General features: G+C 34.2%; 22 protein-coding genes, 1 tRNA gene, 1 other RNA gene and 1 pseudogene. 15 read left to right on the top strand and 10 right to left on the bottom strand.

Going from position 1 to position 20916, the window contains the following annotated elements:
• Positions 1-16: 16 nt before the first annotated feature.
• From speB to VIX88_RS02595, 4 genes are all read left to right on the top strand, one after another.
• Positions 17-874 carry an agmatinase gene (gene speB / locus VIX88_RS02610; RefSeq protein ID WP_013447170.1) on the top strand — a complete coding sequence of 286 codons (858 nt, stop codon included), beginning with the start codon at positions 17-19 and terminating at the stop codon, positions 872-874.
• A gap of 131 nt (positions 875-1005) precedes the next feature.
• Complete coding sequence (locus tag VIX88_RS02605) at positions 1006-1929, top strand: hypothetical protein (protein WP_064970564.1); 924 nt, start codon at positions 1006-1008, stop codon at positions 1927-1929.
• 119 nt (positions 1930-2048) lie between these two features.
• Positions 2049-2417 (top strand): DUF1304 domain-containing protein, encoded by a 369-nt coding sequence (locus VIX88_RS02600; protein WP_017686203.1) that lies wholly within the window; start codon positions 2049-2051, stop codon positions 2415-2417.
• A 5-nt stretch (positions 2418-2422) separates the two neighbouring features.
• Entirely contained in the window at positions 2423-2776 is a 354-nt protein-coding gene (locus VIX88_RS02595; protein WP_161398661.1) for an MmcQ/YjbR family DNA-binding protein, read from the top strand.
• 3 nt (positions 2777-2779) lie between these two features.
• On the opposite strand, the gene VIX88_RS02590 is transcribed toward VIX88_RS02595, so the two are convergent.
• On the bottom strand, positions 2780-3700 hold the full coding sequence (locus tag VIX88_RS02590) for a bifunctional riboflavin kinase/FAD synthetase (protein ID WP_064969875.1): 921 nt from the start codon (positions 3698-3700) through the stop codon (positions 2780-2782).
• A 140-nt stretch (positions 3701-3840) separates the two neighbouring features.
• Here VIX88_RS02590 and atpD point away from each other — a divergent pair, with 140 nt between their 5' ends.
• Together atpD and VIX88_RS02580 are read left to right on the top strand one after the other, a co-directional pair.
• Entirely contained in the window at positions 3841-5349 is a 1509-nt protein-coding gene (atpD, locus tag VIX88_RS02585) for a F0F1 ATP synthase subunit beta (protein ID WP_004919449.1), read from the top strand.
• 73 nt (positions 5350-5422) lie between these two features.
• Positions 5423-5704, top strand: coding sequence for a FoF1 ATP synthase subunit delta/epsilon (locus tag VIX88_RS02580; RefSeq protein WP_004919446.1), 282 nt, complete (start codon positions 5423-5425; stop codon positions 5702-5704).
• An 88-nt stretch (positions 5705-5792) separates the two neighbouring features.
• On the opposite strand, the gene VIX88_RS02575 is transcribed toward VIX88_RS02580, so the two are convergent.
• Positions 5793-6212, bottom strand: a complete 420-nt coding sequence (locus VIX88_RS02575) for a nucleoside-diphosphate kinase (RefSeq protein ID WP_013447171.1) — start codon at positions 6210-6212, stop codon at positions 5793-5795.
• Between the two features lie 274 nt (positions 6213-6486).
• Positions 6487-7560 carry a branched-chain amino acid aminotransferase gene (locus VIX88_RS02570; protein WP_214194003.1) on the bottom strand — a complete coding sequence of 358 codons (1074 nt, stop codon included), beginning with the start codon at positions 7558-7560 and terminating at the stop codon, positions 6487-6489.
• A gap of 84 nt (positions 7561-7644) precedes the next feature.
• On the opposite strand from VIX88_RS02570, the gene mnmD reads away from it, so the two are divergent.
• Positions 7645-8319, top strand: coding sequence for a tRNA (5-methylaminomethyl-2-thiouridine)(34)-methyltransferase MnmD (mnmD, locus tag VIX88_RS02565; RefSeq protein WP_004919433.1), 675 nt, complete (start codon positions 7645-7647; stop codon positions 8317-8319).
• Positions 8320-8381: 62 nt separating this feature from the next.
• Positions 8382-8479, top strand: an RNA gene (gene ffs, locus VIX88_RS02560) — signal recognition particle sRNA small type.
• A gap of 15 nt (positions 8480-8494) precedes the next feature.
• Here ffs and VIX88_RS02555 read toward each other — a convergent pair.
• The 5 genes and pseudogenes from VIX88_RS02555 to VIX88_RS02535 form a co-directional block, all read right to left on the bottom strand.
• Positions 8495-9136 (bottom strand): uracil-DNA glycosylase, encoded by a 642-nt coding sequence (locus tag VIX88_RS02555; RefSeq protein ID WP_004919430.1) that lies wholly within the window; start codon positions 9134-9136, stop codon positions 8495-8497.
• 10 nt (positions 9137-9146) lie between these two features.
• Positions 9147-9632 (bottom strand): annotated as a pseudogene (locus VIX88_RS02550) (TrmH family RNA methyltransferase).
• Between the two features lie 15 nt (positions 9633-9647).
• Positions 9648-10985, bottom strand: a complete 1338-nt coding sequence (locus VIX88_RS02545; protein WP_064969879.1) for a UDP-N-acetylmuramate--L-alanine ligase — start codon at positions 10983-10985, stop codon at positions 9648-9650.
• Between the two features lie 126 nt (positions 10986-11111).
• On the bottom strand, positions 11112-11639 hold the full coding sequence (locus tag VIX88_RS02540) for a DUF4136 domain-containing protein (RefSeq protein ID WP_064969881.1): 528 nt from the start codon (positions 11637-11639) through the stop codon (positions 11112-11114).
• Positions 11640-11643: 4 nt separating this feature from the next.
• Positions 11644-11829, bottom strand: coding sequence for a DUF5522 domain-containing protein (locus VIX88_RS02535; RefSeq protein WP_080588252.1), 186 nt, complete (start codon positions 11827-11829; stop codon positions 11644-11646).
• Positions 11830-11869: 40 nt separating this feature from the next.
• On the opposite strand from VIX88_RS02535, the gene VIX88_RS02530 reads away from it, so the two are divergent.
• From VIX88_RS02530 to VIX88_RS02510, 5 genes are all read left to right on the top strand, one after another.
• Positions 11870-12196 carry a hypothetical protein gene (locus VIX88_RS02530; protein WP_064969883.1) on the top strand — a complete coding sequence of 109 codons (327 nt, stop codon included), beginning with the start codon at positions 11870-11872 and terminating at the stop codon, positions 12194-12196.
• A complete protein-coding gene (locus VIX88_RS02525) occupies positions 12196-13110 on the top strand; it encodes a 1-aminocyclopropane-1-carboxylate deaminase/D-cysteine desulfhydrase (protein ID WP_109475554.1) in 915 nt (304 codons plus the stop codon). The genes VIX88_RS02530 and VIX88_RS02525 overlap by 1 nt, the downstream gene beginning before the upstream one ends.
• Before the next feature lie 110 nt (positions 13111-13220).
• Positions 13221-14279, top strand: a complete 1059-nt coding sequence (locus VIX88_RS02520; protein WP_109475555.1) for a glucosaminidase domain-containing protein — start codon at positions 13221-13223, stop codon at positions 14277-14279.
• A 30-nt stretch (positions 14280-14309) separates the two neighbouring features.
• Entirely contained in the window at positions 14310-15590 is a 1281-nt protein-coding gene (gene hemL, locus VIX88_RS02515) for a glutamate-1-semialdehyde 2,1-aminomutase (RefSeq protein ID WP_109475556.1), read from the top strand.
• A 110-nt stretch (positions 15591-15700) separates the two neighbouring features.
• Complete coding sequence (locus VIX88_RS02510; RefSeq protein WP_214194002.1) at positions 15701-17833, top strand: S9 family peptidase; 2133 nt, start codon at positions 15701-15703, stop codon at positions 17831-17833.
• 101 nt (positions 17834-17934) lie between these two features.
• On the opposite strand, the gene VIX88_RS02505 is transcribed toward VIX88_RS02510, so the two are convergent.
• Both VIX88_RS02505 and VIX88_RS02500 read right to left on the bottom strand, forming a co-directional pair.
• Positions 17935-18016: transfer RNA gene (locus tag VIX88_RS02505), tRNA-Leu, on the bottom strand.
• 66 nt (positions 18017-18082) lie between these two features.
• Positions 18083-18868 (bottom strand): MBL fold metallo-hydrolase, encoded by a 786-nt coding sequence (locus tag VIX88_RS02500; protein ID WP_214194001.1) that lies wholly within the window; start codon positions 18866-18868, stop codon positions 18083-18085.
• A gap of 36 nt (positions 18869-18904) precedes the next feature.
• Here VIX88_RS02500 and VIX88_RS02495 point away from each other — a divergent pair, with 36 nt between their 5' ends.
• Both VIX88_RS02495 and VIX88_RS02490 read left to right on the top strand, forming a co-directional pair.
• Entirely contained in the window at positions 18905-20338 is a 1434-nt protein-coding gene (locus VIX88_RS02495) for a nicotinate-nucleotide adenylyltransferase (RefSeq protein WP_064969892.1), read from the top strand.
• Positions 20339-20350: 12 nt separating this feature from the next.
• Positions 20351-20800: a GAF domain-containing protein gene (locus VIX88_RS02490; RefSeq protein ID WP_064969894.1), complete on the top strand. Its 450-nt coding sequence runs from the start codon at positions 20351-20353 to the stop codon at positions 20798-20800.
• The last annotated feature ends 116 nt before the right edge of the window (positions 20801-20916 follow it).

The raw sequence follows: 20916 nt of genomic DNA, 5'->3' as shown, positions 1-20916 counted from the left end.
CACAAAATTATATTAAATGAAAACATACGCAGGTATTCCAGAGGAAAATGCAAGTTTAGAAAACTCAAAAGTAATGTTAGTTACCGTTCCTTATGACGGGACATCTACTTGGGGTAAAGGAGCTGATAAAGGTCCAGAACTATTTTTAGATGCTTCCGAAAATATGGAGCTTTACGATATTGAGACAGGTACAGAACCTTATTTAGAAGGCGTGTATTTAGCAGGTGAGGTAACGGAAGACAGCTCTCCAGAAGCTATGACGGAAGCGGTGTACCAAAAAACAAAAGAACTCCTAAAACACGAAGATAAATTATTTACTCTTTTTGGTGGGGAGCATTCGGTATCTATTGGCTCTATCCGTGCGGTAGGAGAGAAGTATGAAAATCTTACTGTATTACAACTAGACGCTCATACAGACCTTCGCCCAGAGTTTCACGGGTCTACATCTAATCACGCTTGTGCAGTGTTTGAAGCTAGTCAGAAGCATAATCTAGTGCAAGTAGGTATCCGTTCTATGGACGCAGAAGAGATGCAATATGTACCAAAAGGACAGTGTTTTTGGGCTCACGAGATTGCTCAAAATCCTAATTGGATAGATGAGGTATTAGAAAAAGTGTCAGGAAATGTTTACATTACGATAGATTTAGATGCGTTTGACCCTTCTATTGCTCCATCTACAGGGACGCCAGAACCGGGAGGTTTAGCTTGGTATCCTACTTTAGAGCTCCTAAAAAAGGTGTTTGAAAAATGCAATGTAGTGGCTTTTGATATTGTAGAACTTATGGACTCTCCAATGGCGAAACCTACGGCATTTTTAGCGGCAAAGCTATATTATAAGATGTTGGCTTATTATCATTTAGCTAACAAGAAATAAAACCTATTTTAGCTAATAACAAAGAGGTTATCTTTTGAATTTAAGATAGCCGATTTGTTTTGTTAAACTTAATTTTAATAAATACTTTGTAAGGCAGATCTAAGAACTACTGATATTAAAAACAGAATATAATGAAATTAGAAATAGGAGAATCATTAATTTTAAGCTACCTGAAGCATGTTAAAAAATGTGTTTTTTATCAGACAAATTGGAAAAGTTCAAATAAATGGGAAGTGTTTAATGACGAAAAAGTTCAAAATATTTATGACAGAGTTAAAGAAGATTCAAATTTTAATGTTTTTAAAAAATCACAATTAAGGCAGTTACTCAAACAAGCAGAAGTTGATGTGATTGGTATGGATTCAAGTAACACTGTTTATGCAATAGATATTGCTTTTCACGAAGCAGGCTTAAATTATGGAAGTAAAGAAGAAACAAAAGATAGAGTTTTAAAGAAACTTTTACGTTCCTATTTATCATTACTATCGTATTTTCCTGATAAAAACTACGAACTAGTTTTTGTCAGTCCTAAAGTTAATAGTGATACAGAAAAAAATATTCGTTCTTATTTTTCTGAATTAGAAAAAAACTTTTCAAGTGAAAATGTAAAATTCAAATACATTTCAAACGAGTCATTTAGAGACGAGATAATAATTCCTACAATTAAATATGCAAGTGGGAATTCAGATACGAATGAACTGTTTTTAAGAACTATAAAGTTATTAAGTTTATTTGATATGTATTCTATTAAAAAACAAAATATGTTAGAATTTGGACAACAGGGTTTAAAATTTGATAACAATAATTTTGTTTCAACTGATTTTACTATAGAGTTTATTCCGAAAGACGAAAAATTATTTAAACAGAAATTAATTCGGATAAAAAAAGCAAATAGGACTTGGTTTTATTCAGATGGAAAAATTGTTAACGATACTTGGGATGCTAGTAATTTTACAGATGAATCAAACTTGCGAGGGAATATTAGCAGCAATAACAAAGTTAGAAATAGAGATAAGATAGGTTTGATAAAATTGAAACTAGAGATAATTGAATAAAAGGGTGACTATATAACAAGTTATCTGTGAAATGGAGACTAAAGTGCTAAAAGTGGAGTGCTTGCCAATTTGAAATTTTGGTTTCTAAAACAATCACTTTATAGATGTCTTTTCAAAATATGAAAATAATAGGAGAAATTTTAACGGTTTTAGTAGCGGTAGAGCATCTTTACATTTTGTGGATGGAGATGTTTGCATGGGAAACAGCAGGTAAAAGAGTTTTTGGCAAAAGTCTACCGAAAGAATTATTTAGACCTACTAAGGGGTTGGCTGCTAATCAAGGGTTGTATAACGGGTTTTTAGTCGCAGGTTTGGTGTGGTCTTTTTTGATAGAAAACCCAGAATGGAGCTTTAATGTAAGGGCTTTCTTTCTTGGTTGTGTTATTGTAGCGGGGATTTACGGAGGGCTTACAGCTAGTAAAAAAATCATTCTATTGCAAGCAGTACCTGCAATGCTGGCGTTGTTGTTTTGTCTATTGGCTAGATAAAAGCTATGGATATAGAAACTATAAGAGCCTATTGTTTAGAGAAGAAAGGCGTTACCGAAAGTTTTCCTTTTCATGACGAAACTTTGGTGTTTAAGGTTTCAGAAAAAATCTTTATGTTAATTTTTTTAGATAGAATTCCATTAGCATTTAATGTAAAGACTAATCCCGAATGGAGTGAAGTATTGAGAGAACAATATCCTCAAATATACGGAGCCTACCATATGAACAAAAAACATTGGAATACGGTGGTGGTGGAAGGTTTACCAAAATCATTATTATTGGAGTTGTTAGACCACTCTTACGACTTGGTTTTTAGCAAACTCACCAAAAAACAAAAAGAAGAAGTATTGAGTTTATAGATTTTAGAACTCAAAACTTTCGGTTAGGGCTTTATCTTCGTCAAGTTTTTTGATAAGAGCTTCTAGTCCATCAAATTTAATTTCTTCGTGTAGGAAATCTCTAAATTTTATGGTAATGTCTTGGTCGTAAATATCTTTATTAAAGTCTAGAATATACACTTCTACAGATAATTCTGTGCCTGATACTGTAGGATTAGTGCCTACGCTTAGCATTCCTTTATAGAATAGATTATTTATCCAAACTTCTACAATATAAGCTCCTTTTTTTGGTAATAATTTAATATCGTCAATACTGATATTAGCGGTAGGATAGCCAATGGTCCGTCCTATTTTTTTACCGTGTATCACCTTGCCACTTAGTGGGTAGTGGTAGCCCAGCATATCATTAGCACTTTTAAAATCACCACTGGTAATTGCATTCCTGATTTTAGTAGAACTGATGTTTTGATTTTCTAGCTGTATGGCATCTAATTGCTGAACTTCAAAATCAAATTCGGTTGCCATTTTTTGGAGCAGATTAAAATCTCCTTTTTTATCCTTTCCAAAACGGTGGTCATAACCTATAATAAGATACTTTACATTAAGTTTGTCTACTAAAATTTTCTTTACAAAATCATCTGCGGAGAGGTTTCTAAAGTCTTCGTCAAAGTTTTGTAAAAAAAGAAAATCCACACCCAAATTCTCGATTAAAGAGGTCTTTTCAGTTAAAGTATTTAGAAGTTTTAAATTTTCATTAGGGTTAAATATAGTTCTAGGATGTGGCCAAAAAGTTAGTAGTCCAGAACTGAGATTTTTCTCGTCTGATATTTCCTTTAAATTTTTGATAATGCTTTGATGTCCAAGATGAACACCATCAAACATTCCTATTGATAGAGCAGTGGGAGAGGTGTTTTTATATTCAGATATGGAGCTTATAACTTTCATAAAATAGGTTTACTGGAATTATTTTAGAACAATAAAATCTTTCCAAATACTTGTTTTGCAAATATGATAAAAATCTTTTTTTTAAGCAATTGGAAATTTGTTAATAATCATTATATTTGCACACAAGAAAAAAATTAGCAATGGCAAACCAAATTAAAGGAAAAATTTCTCAGATTATTGGTCCAGTAATAGATGTCGTTTTTAGCGAAGTAGAAGAGCTTCCAAAGATCTATGATGCACTGGAAATTACTAAAAAAAATGGTGAAAAGCTTGTGCTTGAAGTAGAGCAACATATTGGTGAGGATACAGTAAGATGTATCGCTATGGACGCTACAGATGGTCTTCAAAGAGGGCAGGAAGTAGTAGGACAAGGTCGCCAAATTACAATGCCTATAGGTGATGAAGTTAACGGAAGACTATTTAATGTAGTGGGTGATGCTATCGATGGATTACAGGATTTATCTAAAGAAGGCGGTTTGCCAATCCACAGAGAAGCACCTAAGTTTGATCAACTTTCTACTTCAGCAGAGGTACTTTATACAGGTATTAAAGTAATTGACCTTATTGAGCCTTATGCAAAAGGAGGTAAAATCGGTTTATTTGGAGGTGCGGGAGTAGGTAAAACAGTACTTATTCAAGAGCTTATCAATAACATTGCAAAAGGGCACGGTGGTCTATCTGTGTTTGCAGGAGTAGGTGAAAGAACCCGTGAGGGTAACGACCTTCTTAGAGAGATGTTAGAGTCTGGTATTATTAAATACGGAGACGACTTTATGCACTCTATGGAAGAAGGAGGTTGGGATCTTTCTAAAGTAGATACCGAGTTAATGAAGGAGTCTAAAGCTGCTTTCGTTTTTGGGCAGATGAATGAGCCACCAGGTGCGAGAGCAAGAGTAGCACTTTCTGGTCTTACTTTAGCAGAGTACTACCGTGATGGTGGAGAGACAGGACAAGGTAGAGATGTACTTTTCTTCGTGGATAACATTTTCCGTTTTACACAGGCAGGTTCAGAGGTGTCTGCACTTCTAGGTCGTATGCCTTCTGCGGTAGGTTATCAGCCAACATTAGCATCTGAGATGGGTGCGATGCAGGAGAGAATTACTTCTACTAAAAATGGTTCCATTACTTCAGTACAGGCGGTATATGTTCCTGCGGACGACTTAACCGACCCAGCTCCAGCAACTACCTTTGCTCACTTAGATGCGACTACGGTACTTTCTAGAAAAATTGCTTCTTTAGGTATTTATCCAGCGGTAGATCCACTAGATTCAACTTCTAGAATATTAGCTCCAGAAATTATTGGAGAGGAACATTATAATTGTGCTCAGAGAGTAAAAGAAATTTTACAAAGATATAAAGCATTACAAGATATCATTGCTATCCTTGGTATGGAGGAACTTTCTGAAGAGGATAAATTGGTAGTTTATCGTGCAAGAAAGGTACAGAGATTCTTATCTCAGCCATTCCACGTAGCGGAACAATTTACAGGTATTCCTGGAGCATTGGTAGATATTAAAGATACTATCAAAGGATTTAATATGATTATTGATGGTGAACTAGACCATTTACCAGAAGCAGCATTTAACCTTAAAGGTACTATAGAGGAAGCTATAGAGGCTGGAGAGAAAATGTTAGCAGAAAATAAATAATTCAGATTTTAAGTGTTGAGTTTTAGAGGTTATTCTAAAACTCAACATTTAAAATTTTAAACTGTCATTTAAGATGAATATAAAAATATTAACACCAGAATATGTAGCTTTTGAGGGAGAGGTAGAGTCTGTGCTACTTCCAGGGAAGAATGGAGAGTTTCATATTATGAAAAATCACGCAGCTATTGTATCGTCTTTAGTTGGGGGAAAAGTAAAACTTTACCTTGATAAAGTATCAGCAGATTATGCGAAGTATTTTTCTAAAGAAGATGGTAAAGACTCTATTTATTCGCTTCCGATAAAGAGTGGCGTTATAGAATTTAGTAAAGATAAAGGAATTATCCTTTGCGAATAAGAAAGTTAGTTTGTTATTGATTTAATGATACAAAAAAGGCTATTTCAGAGATGAGATAGCCTTTTTTATGATATTGTTTTTATTCTTCTTAGAAAATTTCTCTTCCAGAGAAGTGGAATGCTGATTCTATCTGTGCGTTTTCGTCAGAGTCAGAACCGTGTACTGCATTTTCTCCTACACTTCTAGCGAACATCTTTCTTATAGTTCCTTCAGCTGCTTCAGCAGGGTTTGTAGCACCAATTAGTTTTCTGAAATCTTCAACTGCATTTTCTTTTTCTAAAACAGCTGCTACAATAGGTCCTGAAGACATAAACTCTACTAACTCTCCGTAGAAAGGTCTTTCAGCATGAACTTCATAAAACTTCTTAGCATCAGCTACTGTAAGTTGAGTAAGTTTCATTGCTTTAATTTTAAATCCTGCTTCAGCTATTTTCCCTAGTATAGCTCCTATGTGTCCATCTGCTACTGCATCTGGTTTAATCATTGTAAAAGTAATGTTTCCTGACATTTTATTTTAATTTTAACCGTACAAAAATACGAACTTATTTCTAGTTTTAAAACTTTTTTTGGCACAGCTTTTGATATAATAATAACGATTCTCATGTTTAATTTGAGTTTTCATGGTTATTAGTTTTTACCCTGATGCTTTCTAAAGTGTCAGGGTTTTTTATTTCAATTTAAAGAGATGAACTTGAGAATTTGTGTACTTTTTTAGTTATCGTAAAAAAAGAGAAGACTATTCTGTTAGTCTTCTCTTTCTTATAACTTATATTTAGATGTTATTATAAAGTATCTACAAATCCTTTCTCTACTTTATATCTCCATCCAAATGGGTCTTCGCTTGTATTAGTTTGAATGCTTACTAACTGGTTTTTAAGTTTTATTGCAAAACTTTCTTCCTCGCTTAGTTGAGGTAGAACCATTTTGTCATCTTTGTACCCTAACGCTTGGAATACACTTAAAACTACTGCTGTCCCAACCCCCCAAACTTCTTTTAAGGTACCTTCTTTGTGTGCTTCAATTACTTTCTTTACGCTAACGGGTTCTACTTTTACCTCTATATTATTATGTTTAGCTAGTTGTATAAAACTATCTCTAGTTACACCGTCTAATATTTTATCAGATGTAGGAGGTGTGTAAATAGTATCTTCTATTCTTACAAATACATTCATAGTGCCACTTTCTTCAAAATACTCGTGAGAAGCGTCATCTGTCCAAATAATCTGTTCATAACCTTCCTCGTTAGCTAATTTAGTTGGGTAGAAAGAAGCAGCATAGTTTCCAGCTGCCTTAGCTGAACCAACTCCACCACTAGCAGCACGAGAGTAATAGTCTGCTATTTTTACAGAAACAGGTTCTGTATAGTAAGATTTTGCTGGTGCTGCCACTATAGCAAACATGTATTTGTCGGCGATTCTTGCTTTAAGAGCTTCTTCTGTAGCAAATAATAAAGGACGAATATATAAAGAAGAGTTTTCACCGTAAGGAATCCAATCTCTGTCAATGTCCATTAGAGCTTTTAATCCATTCATGAAAACTTCTTCAGGAAGTTCAGGTATTGCTAGTCTTTTTGCAGATTTGTTAATTCTTGCAAAGTTTTTTTCTGGACGGAATAAGTAAACTTCACCATCTTTATCCTTATAGGCTTTCATACCTTCAAAACACGCTTGTCCGTAATTAACACCCATCATGGCAGGAGTAAATGGTAACGGTCCGTAAGGCATAAGTTTAGGTTCTCCCCACTTTCCGTTTTCGTATTCACATATTACCATGTGGTCTATAAAGGTATTCCCGAAAGAAAAATTCTCAGGATTAAAACTACTGATTCTAGGATTTTCTGATTTTTGAATTATCATTTTTGAAAAATTTACTCGTTGTTTACAAAGATAATATAATTTTTGGAATATTCAATTTTTGGTTTATTTTTGAAAAAAAATAGAATGAAAAGAGAGGTTAAATTAACAGCAGATGGTTCTAAAACCTTGTTTATAAATGACTTAAATGAGGGATATCATTCTCATCATGGAGCTCTTCAAGAAGCAAGGCATGTATTTATTAAAAATGGGTTAGATAGAGTTAATGATTTGGAAATAAATATATTAGAGCTTGGTTTTGGGACGGGACTTAATGCTTTAGTAAGTATGGAAAAAATAAGGGCTTCTAATGATATAAAGAAAATAAATTATTTTACCCTAGAGAAGTATCCGGTGAGTTTAGAAGAAGTCAAGGAACTATCTTTTCATAATTTATTTAATCTTCCTAATATAGATGTTATCAATACAACTTTACACGAATGTGAATGGGAGCAACCTTGTGAGATATTGCCTAATTTTAATATCACAAAAATTAATACAGATTTTTACGAATTAAAAAACATTGAGTTACCAAAGATAGATTTGGTATACTTCGATTGTTTCGGAGCTAGAGTTCAGCCAGATTTGTGGGAGCTACCTCTTATGGAAATGGTGGCAGAGAAAATGAAAGTAGGAGGTTTGTTAACTACGTACTCTTCTAAAGGGAGTTTTCAGAGGGTGTTAAAATCGCTTAATTTTAAAGTGGAGAAATTAGAAGGTCCTAAAGGAAAGAGAGAAATGATAAACGCATGGAAAATGTAGCTCTTCTTAAGCTATAAATTTTCTGATGTTTTGTATTTTCTGAAAAAGTTGTATATTTGCAACGGCAAGTCCTAAACAACCAGCTCCTGAAAATCCTCCAGGGTGGGAACGCAGCAAAGGTAATCGGTTGTAGCGGTGTGATTTAGGTAGCTTGCCATTTTTTTATTCAGTCAAGTTACCATTTAATTTCCTCCTTATTTTTTGATAGAAGATAATTGTTTATCTTGGAGAAAGGTTTGCTACCTAGAAAGCCTCTGTGAGCTGATAGGGGAGAAGGGTGAGCCGTTTTTATAATGTAATGCTTATGTGCGTCTATAAACTGAGCTTTTTTTTGTGCAAAAGAACCCCAAAGCACAAAAACAATATTTTCTTTTTTATCTGATATTTCTTTAATGATGAAATCTGTAAATGTTTCCCAACCTAAATCTTTATGAGAGTTTGCTTCGTGAGCTTTTACGGTAAGAGTAGCATTTAGTAGAAGTACGCCTTGCTTTGCCCAAGAGTCTAGCTTGTTGCTGGTTTTAATTATACCTAAATCGTCTTGCAACTCTTTGAAAATATTTCTTAGTGATGGTGGTGCAGGTACTTGGTCTGATACAGAAAAACATAATCCGTTAGCTTGAAAATCATTATGATAAGGGTCTTGCCCTAAAATTACGACTTTCACTTCTTCAAAAGGAGTAAGCTCAATAGCTCTAAATATTTGTTCTTTGGGAGGAAAGCATTTATACTGGTGATACTCCTGTTTTACTTTTTGCCATAAATTTTTAAAGTAAGAGGAATTTTTTATAGGTGCTAATACTTCAGTCCAAGTCATATTCTATTTTTTAGGAAACTATTTTTGAAAGTAAAATGCCAGTAGCAATAGCTACATTTAGTGAAGTGTTTTTTCCGTACATATTGATGTGTAGATGATTGGTGCATTTTTCAAGAGCTTTGTTAGAAACCCCATCTTTTTCGTTACCGCATACGATGACACAAGGGAAATGATATTCAAAAGTCGTATAATCTACACTTTTATTGGTTTTTTCTAATGCTTAAAAGTGAGTGTTTTTTTCAAAATGATTGATGGCCTCTTCCCAACTATTTACAAAAATGATATTGAGATTATTTTCGGCACTTCTTGTGGTTCGTTTTATTCTAGGGGAAAGTTGGCGGAAATTATCAGAAAGTATCACAACTTTTTGTACTCCCATAGCTTCGGCTGTTCTAAGGATAAGCCCTATATTTTCTGGAGATTGTAGGTGTTCCAAGATAAGGCTTATCTCTTTGTTGTGTTTTGAGTTGATGATTTCGTGGTGTTCTAACTGCATAAAACGCACAAAATATTACTGAGTTAAATCTAATCCGCCAAAATTACCACTACTCATCATAAGAAAAGCTCCTTGGGTTTTATCCAAACTTTGCCAATATTGGTGTAATTCTTCCGCATTGGTAAACACCTTTAGGTTAGGATTTTTAAATTTCTCCTTGATAAGTTCTGGAGAAATAATGTCCATTCTTTTTATTTTTAAAGCTTCCTCCGAGTAGAAAACTACCGCTTGGTCTAGTAAATCTAAGCTATGAGCATATTGTTCTAAAAATTCTGGATTTAGAGAGGAATAGGTATGAAGTTCTAAGAAACCGTATTTAGTGGTATTAGAAAACTGCTCCGAAAACGCTTTCGTAGTCGCTTTTACCTTGCTAGGAGCGTGGGCAAAATCTTTGTAAAGAATACCACTGTCGTTTCTTTCTACTTTTTCTAATCTTTTAGATGCGCCTTTAAAACTCATAATAGCTTCATAAAAATCTTCCTCCATAATGCCTAATTGTTGGCAAATATGCCTAGCACCTTCCATATTCAGTAAATTATGAGCTCCAAAAACAGACAACGGAACTTCTCCCATTTCGGTTTCTAGATAAACTTTTTGGTCTGTAATTTTATATTTTGGAGTTTTGTAAGGGGTTTTTCTGAAGTAATTTTCGGCAGCTTCTACTACTTTTACTACTTCTTCGTCTTCTTCATTGTACACCAATACGCCACCAGGAGTAATACTTGCTACAAATTTTCTAAATTGCTCTATGTAATCATCAAAAGTTTTAAATACATTGATGTGGTCCCACGCAATCCCAGAAATAAGAGCGATGTTAGGTTGATACAAAAGAAATTTTGACCTTAAATCTATAGGTGAGGATAAATATTCATCTCCTTCTAGAATCATAAAGTCGTTATGTTCTGTGGTTTTTACCATACAATCAAAGCCTTCTAGTTGTGCTCCCACCATATAATCTACCTCTTTTTGATGAAAATTGAGGACATGAAGAATCATAGAGGTAATGGTAGTTTTACCGTGTGAACCACCAATTACAACACGAGTTTTATCTTTACTTTGTTCGTACAAAAATTCAGGGTAAGAGAATATTTTAAGATCGAGTTCTTTGGCTTTGGCTAGTTCAGGATTATCAGCATGAGCGTGCATACCTAGTATTACAGCATCTATATCTGATGTTATTTTTTCTGGAAACCAACCAAGATTTTCAGGGAGTAATCCTTTTTTTTCTAATCTTGATTTTGAAGGTTCAAAAATAGCGTCGTCTGAACCTGTTACTACATAACCTTTATCTTTAAGAGCGATGGCGAGGTTGTGCATAGCACTTCCGCCTATAGCAATGAAATGTGTTCTCAATGTTAAAAAATTTATACTTACAAAAGTAAGAATTTTATATTGTTTTTAGTACTATTTAATAGACTAGATATTTAAAGTAGATGATAAAAAAAGAGGCTACCTTAAAAAGATAGCCCTTATGAATTGTTATTTTTTTTGAGGAGGATAGTTCTTTAAAATTCCTTCCACAACTTGTGGTATTTGTTTTTGCTTAGACTTAGGAGCGTCTACATTGATGCCGCTTCCGATACCTTGCCAAACCAATTTGTTAGTCTTAGCATCTACAATGTCTATTACTAAAGTACCTGTGTTATAGTTAGATACCCAAGTGCGGTTCATACCCCAACCCCAGCCCCAAGGACCTCCCCAGCCCCACATGCCATAAGGGTTGGTACTTTGTATATCTTCTACCTTTTTATGAGAAGCTTTTACATTGACTATTAAATCTGGGTTTTGGTTAGTACTAAGACCTTTAGCGTTGAATTGCTTTGCAATTTCGTTAAGCACTCTGTCCTTGTCTAAATCATTTATTTTTAAATCATCAGTTCGGAACATATAAGTTTTATACTGATTAAACTGAGCGGTTTCTGCATAGTCAGTTCTGATGTTAAAAGGACTACAAGAAGTGATGCTTAGTGTAGTAGCGGCTAGGATTAAAAAAACATATTTTTTCATTTTGCTATTGTTTTAAAGGTTTCTTACTCTTGATAAATGTGTCAGTTTTCTTGTCATATCCATATGGACAATGCTTACAGCCACTTTTACAACAGTAACCTCTTTTAAGATGGTATTTTTCTGTAAATACCTTATAACCCTGTTCGTTATAATAGAAATCTTCATTTTCATTACTGTTGTGTGATGACATAAGTTAGAATTTATATCTTTGCTATACTAATTTTATCCTAATGATAATAGTGTGCCAAAAATTGCTTAAAAATACAAAAATTACAGGAATTGCTATTTTTCCATTCATTTTTTTACGCAAAAAGGCAGATAAAACTAATAAAAAGTTGGTTAATCACGAAAAGATACACTTAAGACAACAGTTGGAGCTGGGACTTGTTTTCTTCTATTTATGGTATGTGTTAGAGTTCTATTATAGATTATATCAATACAAAAATCCTCATTTAGCCTACATCAATATTTGTTTTGAAAGAGAGGCTTATGCTAATGAATCTAATTTACATTATCTTAAAGAGAGGAGTTTTTGGGCATTTTTAAAATACAAATAATGAGCAAAGTTGAAATTCCGATAATAAAAATTCCTCATCCTAATAAACAAATTGAACTCTATATTAAGAGAGAGGATTTGGTTCATAAAGAAATATCAGGTAATAAATACTGGAAACTACTTTATAACATAGAGAATTACAGGAAAAAACAGGTCGAAAATCCACTGATTATTACTTTTGGTGGTGCTTTTTCTAACCATATTGCTGCAACGGCAGCTTTGGGGAGAGAGTTAGAAGTCCCAACTTTAGGCATTATAAGAGGAGAAGAGCTGGTCTATAAGTGGGAAGAAAATCCTACATTAGTAAAGGCTAACGAAGACGGAATGACTTTCGATTTTGTAACTAGAGAATCGTATAGAGATAAAAATCACATTACAGAAATTTATCAGGAGCTGTTCCCTAATGCACTTATCATTCCTGAGGGAGGGAGTAATGCTTTGGCGGTAGAAGGGGTTCAGTTTATGTTGAATGAAAAGACAGTGGAGTTTGATTATTTATGCACGGCAGTAGGCACTGGTGGAACCGTAGCGGGACTTTCTAAATTTGCTAAAGAACATCAGAAAGTTTTAGGCTTTAAGGCTGTGAAAGATGATTCTTTAGACGGTAAAATTTTAGAATGGAGCGGAAGAAATAATTTTCAACTACTGGAAACAGGTCAAGGTGGTTATGGTAAAATAACAGACGAAGTGGTGGCTTTTATCAATAAATTTTATCATAATTATAATATTTTGTTAGAACCCATCTATACAGGCAAGATGATGAAGCGTTTATGGGAGCTGATAGATGAAGGTTTTTTTATTGAAGGAAGTAAAATTTTAGCTTTTCATACAGGTGGTTTGCAAGGTATAAAAGGAGCTAATGAATTCCTGAAAAACCAAGGCAGACCCACTATTGTTGAGGGAGATGGAATATAGGTGAGAGAGGCTTCCGTTTACAAATAAAAAGATTATTGTATCTTTGTTGAGTGGCAAACTGGATTGGTTTGCTGCTTTATTTTTAATAAAAACATAATTTATAAGATATTATGAAAAAGTTTTTGATAGCTTCGGCGGTTTTAGTCGTTTCACAATTTAAGGCTCAGACGTGGGCAACAGATGACCAATATATCCAGCGTTTTGCAGGATATGCCGTAGAAGAAATGGAAAAATATAAAATCCCAGCAAGCATTACTTTGGCACAAGGGATATTAGAAACAGGAGGTGGGCAATCTCGTTTGGCGAAAGAAGGTAATAATCATTTTGGAATTAAATGTAAGGAAGATTGGACAGGCAAAACAATGAGGCATACTGATGATGCTCCTAACGAGTGTTTCCGTGTGTATAACGACCCAAAGGAATCTTATGAAGACCACTCTAAATTTTTAGCTTATCGTAAATATTATACCAACCTATTTAAACTTGACCCCAAGGATTATAGAGCTTGGGCTCACGGACTTAAAAAAGCGGGATACGCTACCAATCCTAGGTATGCCTATATTTTGATAGACAAGATAGAAAAATATAAGTTGTACGAATTTGATAATATTTCGTCTAAGGAAGTCCCTTTTGCATTGGTTAAACTTTATCCAGAGCTTAATAATGATAAGGAGTTTATGGCGAAAATAAACCCACAAAAAGAGGTTAAAAAGAAGGAAAGTGTAACGGTGCATGTTCCTTATCAGCAAACTTCTTATGCAGAGCAACAGAAAACAGCAGATCAGCTAAGAAAAGAAAAATTAGCATTGTTGGAAGGTATAACAGTAAAATCTCATCCTAACGGAGGGTTAAAATATGTAGTGATTCCAACAGATACCGATGTGGCTTATATCGCTAAAAAGTTTGATATGAGAGAGGGGAGATTATTAAAGTGGAATGATTTAAGTGAGAATAAACTAAAAGCAAATGATGTTTTGTTTTTAGAACCAAAATCTTCTACAGGAAGTATAGAAACATACAAGGCTGAAAAGGGAGATACAATGCATAAAATTTCTCAAAAATTTGGTATTAAATTAAGAAAACTTTACTCCAAAAATAGAATGGAGTATGGAGAACAGCCTAAGCAAGGGCAAATTATTTATTTGCAAAAGAAAGCTCCACGCAGATAGTATTTAATAATTAGGAAAAATAAAATTAAGATGTTATATCAAAGAAGTAGTGCCTTATTTCAAGAGGCTAAAAACTATATTCCTGGCGGTGTAAACTCTCCTGTAAGAGCGTTTAAATCGGTGGGCGGAACACCTGTATTTATGAAGTCTGCTAAAGGGGCTTACCTTACAGACGCAGACGATAAAACTTATATAGATTATATCAATTCGTGGGGACCAGCCATATTAGGGCATACTCACCCCGAAGTGCTGGAGGCTGTAAAGCTACAAGCTGAAAAAGGCTTCTCTTTTGGAACGCCTACTGAGTTAGAAACCGAAATTGCTAAGTTCATCACAGAAAATGTACCTAATATAGACCAAATAAGAATGGTGTCATCTGGTACAGAGGCTTGTATGAGTGCTATTCGTTTGGCTAGAGGCTACACAGGGAGAGATAAAATTATTAAGTTTGAAGGTTGTTATCATGGGCATTCAGACTCATTTCTGATAAAAGCAGGGAGTGGTGCGGCAACTTTTGGAAATCCAAATTCTCCAGGAGTTACGCAAGGTACAGCTAAAGATACTTTATTGGCTAGATATAATGATTGGGAGCAAATTCAAGATTTATTCCGTCATAACGAAGGGCAAATCGCAGCGGTTATTATAGAGCCAGTGGCTGGTAATATGGGCTGTGTACTTCCTGAAAATAACTTTTTACAAAATCTAAGGCAAATCTGCGATCTTAACGGTACTCTTTTAATTTTTGATGAAGTGATGACGGGCTTTCGTCTAGGATTTGGTGGGGCTCAAGAGGTTTATGGAGTGAAGGCAGACTTGGTAACTTATGGTAAAGTTATCGGTGGAGGTATGCCTGTGGGTGCCTTTGCTGGGCATCGTGAAATTATGGAATGTCTGGCTCCTAAAGGTGCCGTTTATCAAGCAGGAACGCTTAGTGGTAATCCTATTGCGATGAGAGCGGGACTGACGACATTGCAACTCATTAAAAATGACGAGAATTTCTATCAAAATCTTGATAAGACCACAGAAAAATTAGATTTTGAAATTGCTAAAATCCTTAACGAAAAAGGGATTGAACACCGTATCAATAGAAAAGGCTCTATGATGTCTGTGTTTTTCCATACTAATAGAGTAGCTAATTTTGATGAGGCACAACAGGCCAATCATTCGTTATTTAATACCTTTTTTCATCACTTGTTGGAGAGAGGTGTTTATCTTCCACCTAGTGGGTACGAAACTTGGTTTATTTCTTCTGAAATAAAAGATAATGAGATAGATAAAACTTTAGAAGCAATAAGAAGTTTTCAGTATTAAATATCTAAATCACTCCAGAATTCTGAGAGTGATTTTTTATTTTTGATGAAATATTAAATAGAATAGTTAGTTTTTTTATCTTTGGGACGATTTGTAATAATTATTATGATATGAAAAAAATAGTGATACTAGCATTAGGTTTATTTTTGTCTGTTAATGCCTATAAAGGGCAGGAAATTACATTGGACAAAATCTACTCGGGCTATTATAGAGGTAAAGGTATAGCGGGGATTTCTCCATTAAAAACAGATGATTATTACGCCGTAATAGAACCAACAGGAATTGCAAAATACTCTTATAAAACTTTACAAAAAGAAGGTTATATAGTAGAGGGAAGATACGAAGATTATCAGCTTTCTAACGATGGTCAAAAGATTTTGTTGCAGAAAGTTAGTGAGCCTATTTACAGACATTCTTTTTTAGGTGTTTTTGATGTTAAGGATTTGTCAAGCGGAAAAATAGTTTCTTTATTTGAAGGGAAACCTGTTCAGGAGCCTACCTTTTCGCCTGACGGTAGCAAAGTGGCTTTTATTTCAGAAAATAATTTGTATTACCAAGACTTAGCGTCGGGGCAAGTAGTTCAAATTACAACGGACGGTAAGAAAAATGAAATTTTGAACGGACTGGCAGATTGGGTTTATGAAGAAGAATTTGGTCATGCTAAACAATATGTATGGAATAGTGGCGGTGATGCCATTGTTTTTGTAAGGTCTGATGAAACGGCTGTTCCTGAAATGAATATGCCTATCTACGGAAACAACCTATATCCACAAGATTTTAAATTCAAATATCCAAAAGCAGGCGAAAAAAACTCCGAAGTTAGTTTACATTATTATCAATTAGCTACAAAGAAGATAGCTAAGGTAGATTTAAGTGCTTTTGAAAACTATTATATTCCGCAATTATTTGTGTCTAAGGCGTCTGATGAGGTTTTGGTGGCTACGGCTAACAGACATCAGAACAAGTTAGATATACTAAAGCTAAAAACCTCTAACGGAAAAATAGAAAAACTATTTACAGAAACCGATAAGGCGTGGATAGAAACTGATAATTTGACTTTAGAGTTTCTTTCTGACGGAGGTATGTTGTGGGCTTCGGAAAGAGATGGTTTTCGTCATTTGTATTGGTATGATGCCAAAGGTAAGTTGAAAAAACAAGTTACAAAAGGAAATTGGGAAATTACAGACTATTACGGCTTTGATGCTAAAAATCAAGAGGTTTTTGTGCAAACTACTCAAAATGGAAGTATCAATAAGGTAGTGTCTAAAATCAATATCAATACGGGTAAATCTCAAATTGTTTCAGATATAGAAGGTAACAATACGGCTTCTTTTAGTCCTAATTTTAATTATTTTATCAATACAACCTCTTCTGCTAAAACCCCACACAAATATGTGTTGAGAGATAGAAATGGAAAAAGTTTGAAAGAAATACAAAACAATGATGAGTTTTTAACTAAGTTAAAAACTGATAATTGGGTAGAGAAGGAATTTTTTACTATACCCAATGATGCAGGAGACCAAATGAATGCGTGGATTATGAAGCCTAAAAACTTTGACCCTAACAAAAAATATCCTTTGTTTATGTTTCAGTATTCAGGACCAGGGTCTCAGCAAGTAAGTAATTCTTGGGATTCTAGTAATGGTTTATGGTTTAATCATTTAGTTCAGAAAGGCTATGTTGTAGCCTGTGTAGACGGTAGAGGTACAGGTTATAAAGGTGCAAATTATAAGAAGTCAACCTATCTTAATTTAGGTAAATATGAAATAGAAGACCAAATAACTGCTGCGAAATGGTTTGGGAAACAGTCTTATATAGATGCTAGCAGAATTGGTATTTTTGGCTGGAGCTTTGGAGGTTACATGGCTAGTTTAGCGATGACTAAAGGGGCTGACGTCTTTAAAATGGGAATTGCAGTAGCACCAGTAACCAATTGGCGTTTTTATGATACGGTTTACACAGAAAGATTTTTGAGAACTCCACAAGAAAATGCAAAAGGTTATGATGAAAATTCTCCTACGGAATATGCTCATTTATTAAAAGGTAAGTTCTTGATGATACACGGTACAGCAGATGATAATGTACATTTTCAAAATGCAGCAGTATTTTCCGAGGCACTTATTCAGAATAAAAAGCAGTTTGAGTTTATGACTTACCCAGATAAAAATCATAGTATATATGGAGGGAATACTCGCTCTCAACTTTATGAAAAGATGACACAATTTATATTGAATAATCTTTAAAATGTTCAATAATAATAGCAAAAGAGCTACTTTTTAAAGTAGCTCTTTTTTGTTATTTGGAAATAAAAAATGCTATTGAGCTTATCAATAGCATTTTACTGTACCCAGAGCCGGGATCGAACCGGCACGCCTTTCGGCATTGGTGTTTGAGACCAACGCGTCTACCAATTCCGCCATCTGGGCATAGGTTGAATTAGAGACTGCAAATATAGACTTTTTTTAGATTATACAAAAATATTTTTTAGCATTTTACCAAAAAACCTCCAATCCATCATAAGCAGGTTTTATGTGTGGAGGTAATAGGCTTTCTATTTCATTGTGAAACCCTAATCTATGGCTAATGTGAGTAAGATAAGTAGTTTTAGGCTTTAAGGTTTCTACAAGTTCTAAAACTTGTGGAAGTATAAAATGGGAAGCATGCGGTTCTTCTGCTCTTAAGCAGTTAATGATTAAAATATCTAAATTTTTTAATTTCTCAAGTTGGTCTTTACTAATGGAACTCGCATCGGTAATATAGGCTAGATTTCCTATTTTATAACCAAGTATGGGGAGTTTTCCGTGGAGTACTTCTATGGGTTCTATTAAAGTTCCTAGTAGTTCAAATGGTTGGTTTGTAATTTTATATAAGTCAAAACTAGGTGCTCCAGGATATTTTTCCGTAGCGAAGGCGTAAGGAAACCTTTGTATGATTTCGTTTGAAACTCTTTCTAAACAGTAAATAGGTATATTTTTATTAGTATTGAAAATAATGGGACGAAGGTCGTCTAGTCCAATAATATGGTCATTATGCTCGTGTGTTACTAGGAGGGCATCTATGTGAGACTCTCCGAAGGAAAGCATTTGTTGTCTAAAATCGGGTCCGCAATCTATTAAAATTTTTTTATTGTTATTAGTTGTAATTATAGCGGAAGACCTAAGTCTTTTATCTTTAGGGTTTTGAGAGAGGCAAACAGGGTGGTTAGAACCTATAACAGGTATACCTTGCGAAGTGCCTGTGCCTAAAAATTTCAGCTTCATTTTTGAGTTTAAAATCATTTTGGTAAATTTACAAAAAATATAAATATTGCAAATATGTCGGGAATCAAAGCGGTTTTAACCCCTAAACAAAAAGCATTAGCAGTTAATCTAGACCCTTCAATATATGGTACATTTGCGGAGATTGGAGCGGGGCAGGAGACGGTGCGTCATTTCTTTAGAGCAGGAGGAGCTTCTGGTACTATTGCCAAAGCGATGTCTGCTTATGATAAGGAGTACAGTAATGCTATCTATGGACAAGAGGTTAAAAATAGATTTGTTACTCAAAATAGATTAAAAAAAATGCTCAGACATGAGGTTAGCCTTATAGAAGAGCGACTAGATAATACCGAAACTCCAGATAGAAAGTTTTTTTCGTATGCTAATACTGTAACCACGATAAATTATCATAAAACCTTTAAAGGTCATGGTTGGGTAGGGTTGATGTTTCAGCATGAGGCAGATGCGGAGTACAGCGAAATTATTTTACATATCAGATTTAAAGAAAATGATGCAACACTTCAGCAAGAAACTTTAGGGAATTTGGGTGTTAATCTCATTTTTGGGGCTTTTAATTATGCTGATAATCCAAGACATTTAATTAACAGTCTTTACGATGATATTTCTATTGATAAGATAGAAATTGATATGATTGATTTCCAAGGACCTGCATTTGAGTATGTTGATAACCGATTGATGAGCTTACAACTTGTCAAAAAAGGTATGACAGAAGCGGTGATATTTAATTCCGAAGGTAAAAATATGCTTCCTGCAGATATTCTTTACAAAAAAGATGTTTTTGCGGTGAGAGGTAGTTTTAGACCTGTAACATTGGTAAATATAGATATGTTTGAAAATGGACTAAACCTCTTTCTAAAAGATACTAAAGGTAAGCCTGAAGATACCGTAATTATCTTTGAAATTACAACGGCTAACTTAAGAGCAACGGGTAAAATAGACGAGAGAGATTTCTTAGATAGGGTAGATGTGTTGGCAAAGTTAGGCTATACTGTAATGGTGTCTAACTTTTCTGAGTATTATCGTTTGGTAGAGTATTTTTACAGCTATAACATTCGCTATCTAGGGGTAGCGATGGGAGTTAATAACTTGCTGATGGTCTTTGATGAAGATTATTACAAAAACTTACCAGGTGGAATATTAGAAGCGTTTGGTAAATTCTTTAGAAAAGATATGAGGGTTTATTTGTATCCTTATAAAGAGCCAGAATCTCATGAGGTGTTAGATTCTGATAATTTAAAAGTGAATGAAAACCTTAAAGAACTATACAAATACTTTAAACATAATAATAGAATAGTTGATATTAAGACATATAATCCTGAATATTCCGAAATCTATTCTCGTGAAATTTTGGTTAAAATCGCAAGTTGTGAGACAGGTTGGGAATGCCAACTTCCAGAAGGTGTGGCAGATATGATTAAAGAGAGAGGTATGTTTGGCTACAAAGAAGCAATCGCTCTAAAAGAATTTTAAAATAAATTAGGCATGGAGAAATTAAAAATAAAATTATCAGAAATCATCTCTGATAATCATCTTTCTAAAGATGATAAACTCAAAACAATTTGTGAAGTTTTAGACCAAGAGAAAAATTACTTTAATTGGACAGGGTTTTATTTTAAAAACGGAAATAAAGAAGAACTTATATTAGGACCTTATGTAGGAGCACCTACAGATCATACGGTTATTCCTTTCGGTAGAGGTATTTGTGGGCAAGTAGCTGTATCTAATAAAACGTTTGAAGTACCAGATGTTATGGCTGAAGATAACTATTTATCTTGCTCTATAGATACTAAAGCAGAGCTGGTAGTTCCTATCATAAAAAATGGAGAGAATATGGGTCAAATAGATATAGACTCACATACTTTAAATCCTTTTACCAAAGAAGATGTAGAACTTTTAGAATGGCTTTGTGATAAAGTAGCAACCATATTGTAAAAGTACTTTTATACCTCCATTTTGATAAATGGAAAGTGGTTGTCTAAATCTCTAAAATAGCGTTTGTGTATATAAAAAAAAAGCATTAGCTTTGCACCTTGAAATTTTAACTATAT

It is taken from the genome of Riemerella anatipestifer, assembly GCF_035666175.1.
GTDB classification, from domain to species: Bacteria; Bacteroidota; Bacteroidia; order Flavobacteriales; family Weeksellaceae; genus Riemerella; species Riemerella anatipestifer_D.
Note: the sequence above shows the minus strand (reverse complement) of the source record. Positions and strands in the feature narration are given on the sequence as shown.

Coding starts and splice junctions, on each gene's coding strand:
- speB (WP_013447170.1), top strand. CDS start 17: ATGAAAACATACGCAGGTATTCCAGAGGAAAATGCAAGTTTAGAAAAC.
- VIX88_RS02605 (WP_064970564.1), top strand. CDS start 1,006: ATGAAATTAGAAATAGGAGAATCATTAATTTTAAGCTACCTGAAGCAT.
- VIX88_RS02600 (WP_017686203.1), top strand. CDS start 2,049: ATGAAAATAATAGGAGAAATTTTAACGGTTTTAGTAGCGGTAGAGCAT.
- VIX88_RS02595 (WP_161398661.1), top strand. CDS start 2,423: ATGGATATAGAAACTATAAGAGCCTATTGTTTAGAGAAGAAAGGCGTT.
- VIX88_RS02590 (WP_064969875.1), bottom strand. CDS start 3,700: ATGAAAGTTATAAGCTCCATATCTGAATATAAAAACACCTCTCCCACT.
- atpD (WP_004919449.1), top strand. CDS start 3,841: ATGGCAAACCAAATTAAAGGAAAAATTTCTCAGATTATTGGTCCAGTA.
- VIX88_RS02580 (WP_004919446.1), top strand. CDS start 5,423: ATGAATATAAAAATATTAACACCAGAATATGTAGCTTTTGAGGGAGAG.
- VIX88_RS02575 (WP_013447171.1), bottom strand. CDS start 6,212: ATGTCAGGAAACATTACTTTTACAATGATTAAACCAGATGCAGTAGCA.
- VIX88_RS02570 (WP_214194003.1), bottom strand. CDS start 7,560: ATGATAATTCAAAAATCAGAAAATCCTAGAATCAGTAGTTTTAATCCT.
- mnmD (WP_004919433.1), top strand. CDS start 7,645: ATGAAAAGAGAGGTTAAATTAACAGCAGATGGTTCTAAAACCTTGTTT.
- VIX88_RS02555 (WP_004919430.1), bottom strand. CDS start 9,136: ATGACTTGGACTGAAGTATTAGCACCTATAAAAAATTCCTCTTACTTT.
- VIX88_RS02540 (WP_064969881.1), bottom strand. CDS start 11,639: ATGAAAAAATATGTTTTTTTAATCCTAGCCGCTACTACACTAAGCATC.
- VIX88_RS02535 (WP_080588252.1), bottom strand. CDS start 11,829: ATGTCATCACACAACAGTAATGAAAATGAAGATTTCTATTATAACGAA.
- VIX88_RS02530 (WP_064969883.1), top strand. CDS start 11,870: ATGATAATAGTGTGCCAAAAATTGCTTAAAAATACAAAAATTACAGGA.
- VIX88_RS02525 (WP_109475554.1), top strand. CDS start 12,196: ATGAGCAAAGTTGAAATTCCGATAATAAAAATTCCTCATCCTAATAAA.
- VIX88_RS02520 (WP_109475555.1), top strand. CDS start 13,221: ATGAAAAAGTTTTTGATAGCTTCGGCGGTTTTAGTCGTTTCACAATTT.
- hemL (WP_109475556.1), top strand. CDS start 14,310: ATGTTATATCAAAGAAGTAGTGCCTTATTTCAAGAGGCTAAAAACTAT.
- VIX88_RS02510 (WP_214194002.1), top strand. CDS start 15,701: ATGAAAAAAATAGTGATACTAGCATTAGGTTTATTTTTGTCTGTTAAT.
- VIX88_RS02500 (WP_214194001.1), bottom strand. CDS start 18,868: ATGATTTTAAACTCAAAAATGAAGCTGAAATTTTTAGGCACAGGCACT.
- VIX88_RS02495 (WP_064969892.1), top strand. CDS start 18,905: ATGTCGGGAATCAAAGCGGTTTTAACCCCTAAACAAAAAGCATTAGCA.
- VIX88_RS02490 (WP_064969894.1), top strand. CDS start 20,351: ATGGAGAAATTAAAAATAAAATTATCAGAAATCATCTCTGATAATCAT.